The sequence below is a fragment of the Pedobacter nutrimenti genome, assembly GCF_032678445.1.
Taxonomy (GTDB): Bacteria; Bacteroidota; Bacteroidia; order Sphingobacteriales; family Sphingobacteriaceae; genus Pedobacter; species Pedobacter nutrimenti_A.
In genome coordinates this window covers 285,415-299,012 of the sequence record NZ_JAVTSQ010000008.1, presented here as the reverse complement: position 1 = coordinate 299,012, position 13,598 = coordinate 285,415, and the positions used below count along the sequence as shown (strand labels likewise).

Sequence of the window (13,598 nt, the reverse complement as noted above, 5' to 3'; positions counted from 1 at the left end):
AATTTATTTCTTTAAAAGTCCTTTAGCTTTTTCTACCACATGATCTACGGTAAAACCAAACACCTTATATAAATCAGCTGCAGGAGCAGACTCTCCAAATGTTGTCATTCCTATAATATCCCCCTCATCAGTAACATACTTATGCCAGCCCAGCGGCGATCCAGCTTCAACTGCCAAACGTTTCCTAAGGGCTTTGGGGAATACACTTTCTTTATAAGCCGCACTCTGTTTTTCAAACAACTCCCAGGAAGGCATGCTCACCACCCTGGCAGCAATCCCCTCTTTCTCCAGTGCCGCCTGAGCATCCAGGATTAAACTGACCTCAGAACCTGTAGCGATCAAGATCAATTCAGGCGATTTTACATCAGATAAAACATAAGCTCCTTTTTCCAGCCCGGTTGCCGCAGCATATTTTTTCTGATCAAGCACAGGGAGTGCCTGTCGGGTCAAGACCAGCACCACAGGCCCGTCTGTATGTTCCACAGCCACCCGCCATGCCTGAGAGGTTTCGTTGGCATCTGCAGGACGGATCAGCGTAATGTTCGGAATCGACCTCAGCGAAATCAATTGTTCTACCGGCTGATGCGTTGTACCATCCTCTCCCAATCCGATACTGTCATGTGTATATACAAAAACAGGCCTGATTTTCATAATCGCCGCCAGGCGGATAGGTGGCCTCATATATTCAGAAAAAATCAGGAAGGTGGCCCCATAAGGAATCAGCCCCTTGGTCAAAGCCATTCCATTCAGAATAGAGCCCATTGCATGTTCCCGTATCCCAAAATGGAAGTTACGGCCATCTCTTTTTTCTGAAGTAAAAGAATCATATTCTTTAAGATTCGTATCTGTAGAAGGCGCTAAATCAGCCGCTCCTCCAATCAATCCCGGCAAATCAGCCGCAATCGCATTCAACACTTTACCCGAAGCCTGACGGGTAGCCAGTTTATCTCCTCCATCAAATACAGGCAATTTACTTTGCCAGTTTTTAGGTAACTTTCCTTGTAATATTTCTTCATAAGCTGAAGCAAGCTCAGGGAACTTTTCCTTATAAGCCTTAAACAGTTCATCCCATTCCTTTTCTAGTTTAGCACCCTTTTCACCTGCCTCATGGTAAAAACGCAATACTTCATCCGGCACATAAAAGGACTTTTCAGGATCAAAACCAAAGAATTTCTTCACCAGTTTCACTTCATCAGCACCTAAAGGAGAGCCATGCGAACCGGCGGAATTCACTTTATTCGGGCTACCATAAGCAATCTGGGTCCTCACCTTAATCAAAGAAGGCCGCTGTGTTTCTGCTTTAGCGTTTCTCACCGCAATTTCAATCGCATTGATATCGTTTCCATCTTCCACCACCTGCACATGCCAGTTATAAGCCTCAAACCTTTTGGCTACATCCTCTGTAAAAGCAATATCTGTACTGCCCTCTATAGAAATATGGTTATCATCATATAAATAGATCAAATTACCCAGTTCAAGATGCCCTGCAATAGAAGCAGCCTCAGAAGTTACCCCCTCCATCATATCTCCATCACTACATATCGCGTAGATCTTATAATCGAACAGATCAAAACCAGGCTTATTAAATCTCGCCGCCAGGTGTTTTTGTGCGATCGCAAAACCTACACCATTGGCAAAACCCTGTCCAAGCGGCCCTGTGGTCACATCAATACCATCCGTCAGGCCATATTCTGGATGCCCGGCGGTTTTACTGTTCAACTGACGGAATTGTTTCAGATCGTCCAGTGTAAGTTTATAACCCGTTAAATACAGTAAACTATACTGAAGCATACAACCATGGCCCGCAGATAAAATAAAGCGGTCGCGGTTTGGCCAGTGAGAATTCTTTGGATTGTAGTTCATGAATTTACTGTACAGTACATGCGCCATTGGGGCAGCCCCCATCGGCATTCCCGGGTGTCCGGAATTGGCCTTCTGCACCGCATCCACAGATAAAAGTCTGACCGTATTGATCGCTAGTTCTTCCAGTTTACTGTTATTTTCCATTGTATATCAATTAGGATTTAAATACTTATGAAACGCTTTTTAGAAAAAAACTGTTTTTATTATTTGTTCCATTCACCCAATCTTTCCTAAAATTACCTTTTGCTTACATACCTTTCACTTTCATTGGCATCAAATACACTGCTTTTGAAGCCGTAATAAATAAAATATCGTGGTTTTCACCACCAAAACAAACATTTGAAGTCCAAGGCTCCTTAATCTCTATATGGCCAATCCATTTGCCCGAAGCGTCATAAACGGTAACACCATTACCTGTTAAATAAATATTGCCCTGCTCATCCAGGGTCATTCCATCAGATCGCTGATCAATGAGTGCCTGTTTTCCCGAAAGCTTTCCATCCGCCCCTATCTGGTATTTAAAAACTTTGGCTGCCTTTCCATCCCCCACATACAGCAATTTACCATCCCTGGTTCCAACAATACCATTGGGTTTAAGCAGATCATCATCCGCAACCACTGGCTCTTTTTGACCCGCCTTCAGATAATAAACTTTCTCTCCTTTCATCTCCGGTGCCTGTCTGGTCCAATATTTTCTCTGAAAATAGGGATCTGTAAAATAAATGCCCCCTTTGGGGTCAATCCATAAGTCGTTAGGCCCGTTTAAAGCCAGTCCATTTACCCGCCCAACCAATATCTTTACTCGTCCTTTAGGATCAATAGACCACAACTCATTATGCTCATCTGCACAGGCAATCAGATTCCCTTTTTTATCGAAATAAGTACCGTTGGCACGGCCGGCATGATCCAAAAACAAAGAAAGCTTCCCGTAGGTATCATATTTCCAAATGGTATTATTAGGCTGATCTGTAAAGAAAACATTGCCCTCTTTATCCGCAGCCGGTCCCTCTGTAAAATCAAATTGCCTGGCAACCAGCTTAAGGCTATCCTGCTCAAATAGTTTTACCGATGCCCTATCCTGTGCCTCCACTTTTATAAAACCAATAACCGGTAAAATCAATAAAATACCTCTCCAAAATTTCAAACGCATACTCAATAAATCATTCTTTAAATCTTATAACAATGGCGACATAAGTCTCGCCAGCTTCTCTATAAATTCCCTGTAGATAGAGCGTTTCATCCAGGCTTCAGGATCAATCTGTATAGCCCCTTTCAAATCCTCGTAAAAAACAGCCCTCAGTTGCTCAGAAAAAGTATTGTCATACACAATACTGTTCACCTCAAAATTCAATTCGAAACTCCTGTGGTCCATATTGGCAGTTCCGATAATAGACAGCTGACCATCACATACCATGGTTTTTGCATGCACAAAGCCCTTTGTGTAGAAATAGATCTCCACACCTGAGCTGATCAGATCACCATAATATGACCGGGCCGCAAAATCAACGGTATGGGAATCTGACTCGCCGGGAACCAGCAATTTCACCTTAACACCACTCAATGCAGCCACCGTTAAGGCATCCAATAAGCTTTCTCCCGGAATAAAATAGGGTGTGGTGATCAGGATCTCTTCTTTTGAAGAACCAATGGCCTCCAGTAAAGAAAATAAAATGGTTGGATTATCTGAATCAGGGCCACTTGCAGCAATCTGCACCACGGTTCCTTTACCAGTCAGGGGTTCTGGTACAGCAAAGAAATCTTTCTGCGGAAAAAGTTCCTCATCTGCACAAAAATTCCAGTCGCAAATGAACAAATACTGAAGATAATAAACGCCTTCCCCCTTAATTTTGAGGTGCGTATCCCGCCAATAAAGTTGTTCTCTACCTGCCGGATCGTTGATGTACCGGTCACTTACATTAATACCACCTGTAAATGCAGTATGTCCATCTATTATGATGATTTTTCTGTGGTTGCGGTAATTGATCCGGTTGGCCAGAGCCATAAAAAGGATCCTGTAGAAAGGGAAACAGATCACCCCTGCCGCTTTTAACTCAGGTACCACCCGTTTACGGATAGACCGGCTGCCAAAATCATCATAGATCAGCCTTACCTGTAAACCCTCTAAAGCTTTCTGAATCAGAATATCTTTAATCTGATTACCAATAACCTCATCCTCAAAAATATAATACTCAATATGAATATGATTCTTCGCCGCTTTCAAGGCCTCAAGAACCTCCGGAAATTTTTCTTCTCCGTTGACCAGCAACTGAACGCTATTCGCTTCACTCAACTGACTTAATGTGCTGTTTAATAAAAGCCTGGCCAGCTTATTGTATTTTTTTACTTCAGGTATATCCTGCGCTAAGATGCCTTCAGATCTGCGGTAGATCCTTTTCCTGATCTCTCTCATCAGCGTCTCATCTTTCGATATCTTCTTGCTGTACAATTTGCGCTTCCGGTAATTGGTACCCACGCTGAAATAAATGATCATGCCCGCAACCGGCAAAAAAACCGTAAGCAGCAAATAAGCCAGCGTTTTACTGGTTGTACTGGTATCATAAACTATACGCAGACATACCGCAACGACAATCAACGTATAAGCAATTTCGCCCGTCAGGATCCAATTCATTCAGTAATATTTTGTACATGACTAAATTAGCAATATCTTTCACAGAAATTACGATATACAGATGAACAATTTCTTTAAAAACTACAAAGGAATTATTTTCTTACTGATAGGGATCATTATCGGCAGTATTGTTGGGCTGATCTTCGGAAAGAAAGTGGAAATATTAAAACCAATTGGTGATATTTTCCTTAATTTCCTCTTCACTGCGGTCATTCCACTGGTTTTCTTTGCCATTTCTTCTGCCATTGCGGGGCTGTCTTCCACCAATAAACTCGGACGGATGATGGGCATTATGTCTGCAGTCTTTCTGGCCACCATTTTAATTTCTGCTTCTATTACCATATTTGCAGTTCATATTTTCCCCATTCATGAACACATCAATGTTATTCCTCTAACAGAAACCATAGAAAAAAAACCATTTGGGGAACAGCTGACCAAACTATTTACCACCAACGAATTTTATGAACTCCTGTCCAGGAAAAGCATGCTGGCCATGATTATCTTTTCAGTGCTAATCGGCTTCTCTACCCTTCATGCAGGAGAAAAAGGTGCCGCTTTTGCCCGTTTTCTTCACGCTGGAAATGAGGTATTCAAAAATGTCTTCATCCTCATCATGAAACTTGGCCCTATAGGCCTTGGCGCTTATTTTGCCTATCAGGTTGGTGTATTTGGCCCACAACTTTTTGGAACCTATGCCCGTTCACTTGGGCTTTACTATGGTGTAGGCGCCTTCTATTTTGTTTTCATTTTCAGTTTGTATGCCTTTGTGGCTGGCGGAATAAAAGGCCTCAAAAGATTTTGGCCAAATAATATTGTCCCTTCTGCCACCGCCGTGGGAACCTGCAGCAGCATTGCCACTATCCCTGCCAATCTGGAGGGCTGTAAAAATATTGGCATCCCAGACTATATTACGAATGTGAGTATTCCATTAGGGGCAACCCTTCATAAAGATGGCTCCAGTATTTCCTCCATCGTCAAAATGGCTGTGGTCTTTGCCATGTTTGGTAAAAGCTTCAATAGCCCCGATGTGATCTTGCTTGCCCTTGGAATGACCGTATTGGTGAGTATTGTAGAAGGCGGCATACCAAACGGCGGTTATGTGGGCGAACTACTGTTTATTTCCGCTTATGGCTTTCCACCTGAAGCGCTCCCTCCTGCCATGATCATAGGTACACTGGTAGATCCAATGGCTACATTGTTAAATGCAACAGGAGATAACGTGGCCGCCATGCTTATTGCAAGATTTACTGAAGGGAAAAACTGGCTAAAATAAGAGATTGCAACCGCAATTCTATGTAACATTTTTCTGACCAAAAAGCCTCAACCCTAAACTGGCTTTTCCTCTTATTTTGCCTTTTATAAAACATTCAATAGCTTCATAGCCACCTTAACCATTAAATGAATGAAAGCCATGAGGATTTTATATACCCTGCTTTTACTGATGGGCTGTGCAGCAGCCAAAGCTCAAAAAAGCAGCACCATTAGTATTGAAACCAAGCATTCCTGTCTGCTCTTTACGCTCGCCGAAAACCATAAACTCTACCAAAGCTATTTCGGCCCCAAACTCAGTCATGAAAATGAACTTGTTCTGCTGAGCAACAAAAAACACGACGCCTTTATTACAGGAGGCATGGAAGACCAGTTTGAACCCGCTATACGGCTTACACATGCCGATGGAAACCCATCCCTAAATCTTCTGGTTACAGACCACAGAACCGAAAAAAAAGACGACAATGTAACTTTAACAACCATTACTCTAAAGGATCCCCAGTACCCGATCCAGGTAGAGATGAAGATTGAATCTTACCAAAACGAAGACCTGATCAAGCAATGGACAGAGATAAAGCACAATGAAAAGACACCTGTTATTTTAAAAAACTACGCTTCATCTCTCCTCCATTTCGATGCCGATCAATACTGGCTCACCGAGTATACGGGAGATTGGGCAAAAGAAGTTGCCCAGAACGAAACCCGCTTAAGCCCTGGCATTAAAATTATAGACAGTAAGCTCGGCACCCGTGCACACAAATACAGATCTCCTTTTTTCTTCCTTTCCCTAAATCAGCCAGCAAAAGAAAACAGCGGCGAAGTTATTGCCGGCACCCTGGCCTGGAGCGGCAATTACCAGTTTCTGTTTGAAATGGATGAAAAAAACTCCCTGAGAACCCTTTCCGGAATTAATCCTTACGCCTCTGAATATAAGCTTAAGGCCAACGAGCTATTTGTTACCCCAGCTTTCCTATATACCTATTCTACTGAAGGAAAGGGTCAGGCCAGCAGAAACTTTCACAACTGGGCAAGAAACTATGGTCTTATGGATGGCCACCTGCCAAGACTCACCCTGTTAAACAACTGGGAAGCAACCGGCACCAATTTTAATGAAGAAACACTGGTTCATTTATTTGATGGCGCAGCAAAATTAGGCGTCGACCTGTTTCTCCTGGATGATGGTTGGTTTGGCAATACCTACCATAGAGACAATGATAAGGCAGCGCTTGGTGACTGGCAGGAAGATCAAAGAAAACTGCCTTCCGGTTTGGGCTACCTGGTCAAACATGCCGCAGAAAAAGGTGTTAAATTTGGAATTTGGCTGGAACCTGAAATGGTCAACCCACAAAGCGAACTTTATAAAAAACATCCCGACTGGATCCTCAAATTACCCAACCGCGATGAAAACTATCAACGCAATCAGCTGGTTCTCGACTTGTGCAATCCCAAAGTACAGGACTTTGTTTATGATCTTGTCAATAATATGATGACTAAAGATCCCGGTATTGCCTTCATCAAATGGGACTGCAACAGAACCATGAGCAATACCTGGTCTTCTTATTTAAAACAGGACCAATCTGACCTCTATATAGACTACACCAAAAACCTTTACAAAATCATGCAGCGCATCCGCTTAAAGTACCCACATTTACCCATTATGCTCTGCTCTGGAGGAGGCGGAAGGACTGATTATGGTGCACTTGCTTATTTCACTGAATTCTGGCCAAGCGATAATACAGATGGATTGGACCGCATCTATATACAATGGGGCTATTCTCAGTTTTTTCCATCCATGGCAATTGCGGCCCATGTGACCTCCTGGAGTAAAACCCAATCCATCAAATTCCGTACAGACGTAGCGATGATGGGCAAACTGGGTTACGACATCAAAGTTAACGACATGAAACCCGAAGAACTTCAGTTTAGCCATACCGCAGTAAGCAATTACAAGAACTGGAGTGAGGTGATCTGGCAGGGCGACCAGTATCGTCTGATTTCCCCTTATGAAAACAACAGAGCTGCCCTTTTGTACGCATCAAAAACCAAAGATAAAGCGCTGCTCTTTTATTACAACCTCTATCCAAAGTCAAGAGAAATCTTCAATAAAGTAAAACTGGAAGGATTAGACCCGAACAGGTCATACCAGATCAACGAAATCAACCTGATGCCAGGTGTGCGCTCTGTAATTCCAGAAAACGGACAGACCTTCAGCGGAGATTATTTAATGAAAATCGGCTTAACCATGACCAATAACAAACCATTACCGATGACAAGTAGCCTGATAGAACTTCTGGCAAAGTAGTGATCCGGCCGCTGGTCCACCAGAAAACGATTATCCCATATTGGCATAATAGGAAGCCATATCAGCATCGAGAAAATCAAACATCACAAAAATGTTACTTAAATCAGCCCGCTGATTTAAATATTCCTGACCAACCCTGTTTTTTACTGAGCAGCCTCTCCGGAGATTAGACTGCTCAGTAACATTTTTAAGTCACATTTGTTACAAACTTGGATTAAAAGCAATTCTTTTCTAATTTTGACTATAATACGCTGATACTAAAAAAGTCAAATTTTAGTCGAAGCAAAAACCTAAAACAAACTGCTTAATGTGAATCTATCGTTATAAAAATGTCAAAGTTTGAAGACTTGTCGTTTTTTAACGTTGTTTTGTCTAATCTATGTTCAAAATATAAATCAGATTCAATATTTTTGCGCACTTTAATTATTACATTACTTAATTAAATATTATATAATAACCCTTTATAATGCATAACCCGGAAAATAAAATCAAAGTTGCAATTTTAGGCGTAGGTAATTGCGCCAGCTCACTCGTGCAGGGTGTAGAATATTATACCACATATAGTGATAAAAAATCAGGTCTGATGACTGATAACATTGGCGGTTACACAGCTGGGAACATAGAATTTGTTTGCGGGTTCGATATCGATGAAAGAAAAATCGGACGTACGCTAAAAGAAGCCATTTTTGCTCAACCAAATTGTACAATTGTACTTAATGCGGATATCAAAACAGAAGCACCTATCTACCGCTCTCCGGTTATCGATGGTGTATCTCCTTTAATGGCTTCTTATCCTGAAGCCAACAGATTTGTGATTAAAGACGAATTAAAAAACTCAGATATTTTACTGGATTCAGTAACTTACGATAAAAACCTTGTAGATTCTTTAAGAAATGAGGTTATTGGTCATTTACGTGATCATAAAGTAGAAGTGCTGATCAACTATTTACCTGTTGGATCTCAATTGGCTACAGAATTCTATGCAGAAATCTGTATTGAACTTGGAATTTCATTGGTAAACTGTATCCCTGTATTTATCGCATCTGACCCGGCTTGGGAACAACGCTTCATTGATGCAGGTATTCCAATTATTGGTGATGACATGCGCAGTCAATTTGGAGCAAGTATTGTTTCTCAAATGCTTCAGGAACTGGCTTTTGAACGTGGACACCATGTAAAAGCACATATCCAGAGAAATGTTGGTGGAAACACGGATTTCCTGAACATGGAAGATAAAAACAGGTTAAAATCTAAAAAAATCTCCAAAGAAAATGTGATCAGGGCGCAAAATGACATCAGAGGGATTTCTACTGAAGATAGTTTCTTACATGCAGGTCCATCAGAATATATTTCTTTCTATGGTGACAATAAAGTAGCCAACTTCCGTTTAGAACTGGAAGGCTTTATGGGTGCTCCTGTTATTTTTGATGCACAACTGTCAGTACAGGATTCTCCAAACTCTGCAGGTGTGGTTATTGATGCCATCCGCTATGTATATGTTGCCAGAGAATTAGGTCTTGTAGGTGCTTTGAGAGGTCCTTCTGCTTCTACTCAAAAAACACCACCGCAACAAATGATGTTCAGTGATGCTATTATGGAATGCCATGCGCTTGCGAACCGTGAGTTGACAGAATCAACAAGAAAACAATTAAAAAAATAATACACGTTTAACGTGTTTAGCATAAGGCCTTGTTTAATCAACAAGGCCTTTTTTGTACCTTGGAATTGGCAAAGAGTGTACCAGCGGCTAAAGGGTTTAGTAATAGCCTTATAACGGTTTAGTATGCTTGCGCCATGACTGGATATTCTTAGCGCCATGAGTGCGCCTTTTTTCAGTAAAAAGGCGCACTCATGGCGCACTCATTGCGCACTCAAGGCGCACTCATACTAAACCATCATAGAACCATTATAGATCGATTAGGATGTAAAGAATAAAACAGCAAGAATTGCCAGTATCGCAGGTAGTGCCTGGACGACAAGGATAGATTTTGAAGCGGTTAAACCACCATATATACCTGCAACTCCAACACAGGACAGGAAAAACAAGGAAACATTCTTAAACCACAAAGGGTCCTGGATGCACAACGACCAGATCAGCCCTGCGGCCAGAAAACCGTTATAAAGGCCTTGGTTGGCGGCCAGTGTTTTTGTCTTCTCAAACATCTCTTCCGGCATAGATCCTTTAAAAACTTTTTTACCTCTGGTTGTCCAGGCAAACATTTCCAGCCAGAGGATATAGAGGTGCTCCAGGGCAACCAAAGCAATTAAGATCAGGGCGATAACTTTCATAATGGCGTTTCTTAAATCTAATATAGTTAAAAAACAACAGCAATTATACCTCCATGAATTCCCATGCACTGTGGTAGGCATTTTGTTGTTCCGCATAGGCAATAAAGCCCGAATAAAAAGAAAACCGGCTCAAGGTGGCACTGTCCCCTACTACAATCAGCTTTTTTCTGGCGCGGGTCATTGCTACGTTCATCCTTCTGATGTCTGAAAGGAAACCTATAGTTCCTTCCATATTACTTCTGGTTAGACTGATGTATACAATATCTTTTTCCTGGCCCTGAAAACTATCTATGGTATTTACAGAGATACAGGCTGCATATTTTAAAAGTTCAGGTGCCTGGAGTAAAAGTTCTTTTAAGATCCGGACTTGCTGTTTATAAGGAGAAATGATCGCTATGCTCGGACATTCGGGCGAATTTTCGGCAAAGGGAACAGAGCTCAGCAACTGTTCCAGATGGCGGAGTAAAAAAGCGGCCTCATCGGGATTCACCGTACTGGTGCCCTCCGCCTTTTCTTCAAAACTACAGCCTGCAGTATCAATAAAGGTCAAAGGTTTGTCTCCTTCAAACAAAACCCACTTTGCAACAGCCGGATTTGCCTTTAACCTGCCATCGTAAAAGACCGATGATGAATAGCCCATGATCAACTCGTTCATTCTATATTGCTCTTCCAGCAACACCACAGCTTCAGGCTGTAGTTTCACAGATTTCTCCAGTAAGGTGATGCTTAGTCCATCTTTAGCTGCAGCATTTGATTTAATGGTTGGTGGCAGCTGGCAATGATCTCCGGCAAACACGACTTTCTCTGCCTTTAACAGCGGTATCCAGCAAGCGGATTCCAGGGCTTGCCCCGCCTCATCAATAACCACCGTATGGTATTGACGGTTGCGTACGGTATAATGATTGGCGCCCACCAAGGTAGCCGTAATAACCTGCGCCTCAGAAAGCAATTGGTCAATGATATACTGCTCGGTACGGTCCACTTCTTTCATGATCTTGTGGGCCTCATCAAATAAAGCTTTGCGCTGTTCCTTTTCTGCCCTGCCAAAATTTCTTTTGTATTTATGGGCCATATTTTTAAACTCGCCGGCTTGCTTTTTAAGGGCACGTATTTCTTTCATACTTTTATGTGCGCCCATCTTCTGATCAAGCGTCAGCGACATCAGTTGCTCCGAAACTCTAGCCGGATTTCCGACCCTCAGTACATTTAAACCTTCTGCAGCTAATTTTTCACTCAACAGATCAACAGCGGTATTACTTGGAGCAACCACCAGGATTTGTTGTTTGTTCTGCGCCAATAATCCAATGATGGCCTGGACCAGAGTGGTGGTTTTACCTGTACCTGGAGGGCCATGTACTACAGCCAGCTCATTGGCCATCAAAATTTGATCAACTGCGCTTTGCTGCGAGTGGTTAAGCCCCTTACCTGCAAAGGGCTTGATTTCTTTATGAAAAGTGGCTTGCCTTGCGCCCAGCAGCACTTGTATCATAGGCCAGCTGCGCGATTTTTCATCTGTGGAGGCGGCAGCCTTCAGTGCCATTTTCATCTCTTCATAACTGTTGTTGTCAAACAACAATTCGACACCCAGCTTTCCATCTGATGCCCAGTCTGGCAATTCATCGGTTTTCAAGCTGAGTTTCAGGCGGTCTCCGCCCTGGTAAGCGATCACTCCTTCTATCCGATCGTTCTTAGGATCGTGGTTAGAAAACAGGACTGCCGGCATTCCAAAGCGAAACTGATGAGCAACATCCTGATGTGTTGTCCGTTCTGTTTCTACCGTAAGATAGTCACCACGGCTCATTTCCGAACCTCTGATGGCCACCGGATACCAAACGAGTCCATTGGATCTGCGTTCGGCTACGGAAGAGCTTTCTGTAAGTTGCTGATAGATTTTAAGATCCTCTGACTGTTCTGTCTGAAGCAGTTCGAGTAATCTTTTAAAATAGTCCATTCAATTTCATTAAAGCACCATGGTGCGGTATATTTTTTCTAAAGCTATGGCCGCGTCGGCACAAAAGCCAGGATGTACTTTTGAAGCTTGTATCACCGTACTTCTGGTTGCAGTGAGCCATCTGAATCTGGAAGGTTTGTCCAGCTGGGCAATTGGCCCGGCATCTTTTTCGCCGCTGCAAATGCGCTGCAGGGCTTTAAGATGCAGCTGCAGTTCTTCCAGATCCGTTTGCGGGCAAAAAGCGGCTAAACGCGCACTGTCCAGGTGGAAAACCACTTCCAGAAAGCGTTGCTTGGCACAAAATACAATAACGCCTATATTCATAAACTCCTCCCGTTCTACCCTGGGTACAACGCGAATGATGGCGTACTCATATAAGTCTTTCTCTTGCATGCTGAGCTTCTTTTACAAATACGTCCGAGTGGCTGACACGGGAGATCAGAAATTGCGTATAGGCATTTCTGTGTTCTTCTGCAGATTGAAAATGGCCTTCTCCTTCCAGCCATTCCACCGGGATCAGGTCTGTAACAGACTTCAGGAGTTCCGGGCTGAGTATAGATCTGAATTCTGCGTCTACTGTTTCCAGCTCTGAAGCACGGGATAACAAAACGTGATCTTTAATCAGAACAAATGGTTTTTTGGCTTGTTCTTCCCAATTTTGCCAGGAATGGTGAAAATACAGCGATGCGCCATGGTCAATCAGCCACAATTCTTTATGCCACATGAGCATATTGGTGTTTCTTGCCGTGCGGTCCATATTGGTCAGCAGGCAATCGAGCCAAACAATCTGTGAAGCAAGTTTTGCATCTACAGTATCAACCACCGGATCAAAAGTAATGGCACCGGAAAGGTAATGCAGGGCCAGGTTAAGCCCAACGCTGAATTTGAGCAGGTCCTGGATTTCTTCGTCGGCCTCTGTTCTTCCAAAGGCTTCATCCAGTTCTGCGAACACCAGTTCCGGAATCCTCAGACCCAGACTACGGGCAATCTCCCCGCCTATCAGTTCGGCAATTAATGCACGAACACCCTGGCCGGCACCTCGAAATTTAATTACATATAAAAATTCATCGTCAGCTTCTGCAATAGCAGGCATGGAACCGCCTTCTCTTAAGGGAGTAACATATCTGATTACCTTTACTGCGCGAAGCTCCGGCAGCTGATGTGCCACTTTTGTTACTTCTGTCATTTAAGCCAAAATTAGGAGATTTATTAAAAAAAACACCAATTTCCTTGCTTTATAATCGATTGATTTGATTTTTTGGATAGATTAGCAGAAATGTATTTTCCTTATAAAA

The 13,598-nt window shown here is 42.7% G+C and carries 10 protein-coding genes; 3 read left to right on the top strand and 7 right to left on the bottom strand.

Features of this window, described 5'->3' with window-relative positions; translation table 11 throughout:
- Positions 1-3: 3 nt before the first annotated feature.
- From tkt to cls, 3 genes are all read right to left on the bottom strand, one after another.
- Positions 4-2,007, bottom strand: coding sequence for a transketolase (gene tkt, locus R2S08_RS16315; RefSeq protein WP_316836149.1), 2,004 nt, complete (start codon positions 2,005-2,007; stop codon positions 4-6).
- A 103-nt stretch (positions 2,008-2,110) separates the two neighbouring features.
- On the bottom strand, positions 2,111-3,013 hold the full coding sequence (locus tag R2S08_RS16310; RefSeq protein WP_316836148.1) for an SMP-30/gluconolactonase/LRE family protein: 903 nt from the start codon (positions 3,011-3,013) through the stop codon (positions 2,111-2,113).
- Positions 3,014-3,037: 24 nt separating this feature from the next.
- Positions 3,038-4,492 (bottom strand): cardiolipin synthase, encoded by a 1,455-nt coding sequence (gene cls, locus R2S08_RS16305; protein WP_316836147.1) that lies wholly within the window; start codon positions 4,490-4,492, stop codon positions 3,038-3,040.
- 61 nt (positions 4,493-4,553) lie between these two features.
- On the opposite strand from cls, the gene R2S08_RS16300 reads away from it, so the two are divergent.
- From R2S08_RS16300 to R2S08_RS16290, 3 genes are all read left to right on the top strand, one after another.
- A complete protein-coding gene (locus R2S08_RS16300; RefSeq protein ID WP_133779522.1) occupies positions 4,554-5,765 on the top strand; it encodes a dicarboxylate/amino acid:cation symporter in 1,212 nt (403 codons plus the stop codon).
- Between the two features lie 138 nt (positions 5,766-5,903).
- The gene (locus R2S08_RS16295) at positions 5,904-8,063 is read left to right on the top strand and encodes an alpha-galactosidase (protein WP_316836146.1); all 2,160 of its coding nucleotides are present in this window, start codon (positions 5,904-5,906) and stop codon (positions 8,061-8,063) included.
- 466 nt (positions 8,064-8,529) lie between these two features.
- On the top strand, positions 8,530-9,723 hold the full coding sequence (locus R2S08_RS16290; RefSeq protein ID WP_316836145.1) for a Myo-inositol-1-phosphate synthase: 1,194 nt from the start codon (positions 8,530-8,532) through the stop codon (positions 9,721-9,723).
- A 257-nt stretch (positions 9,724-9,980) separates the two neighbouring features.
- On the opposite strand, the gene R2S08_RS16285 is transcribed toward R2S08_RS16290, so the two are convergent.
- The 4 genes from R2S08_RS16285 to R2S08_RS16270 are packed head-to-tail and all read right to left on the bottom strand — an operon-like array spanning position 9,981 to position 13,489.
- Positions 9,981-10,352: a DUF1304 domain-containing protein gene (locus tag R2S08_RS16285; protein ID WP_316836144.1), complete on the bottom strand. Its 372-nt coding sequence runs from the start codon at positions 10,350-10,352 to the stop codon at positions 9,981-9,983.
- Between the two features lie 43 nt (positions 10,353-10,395).
- Positions 10,396-12,303 (bottom strand): AAA domain-containing protein, encoded by a 1,908-nt coding sequence (locus tag R2S08_RS16280; RefSeq protein WP_316836143.1) that lies wholly within the window; start codon positions 12,301-12,303, stop codon positions 10,396-10,398.
- A 9-nt stretch (positions 12,304-12,312) separates the two neighbouring features.
- Positions 12,313-12,696 (bottom strand): DUF3037 domain-containing protein, encoded by a 384-nt coding sequence (locus R2S08_RS16275; RefSeq protein WP_316836142.1) that lies wholly within the window; start codon positions 12,694-12,696, stop codon positions 12,313-12,315.
- Positions 12,674-13,489, bottom strand: a complete 816-nt coding sequence (locus R2S08_RS16270; protein ID WP_316836141.1) for a HipA family kinase — start codon at positions 13,487-13,489, stop codon at positions 12,674-12,676. Before R2S08_RS16270 ends, R2S08_RS16275 begins: the two co-directional genes overlap by 23 nt.
- Positions 13,490-13,598 lie beyond the last annotated feature (109 nt).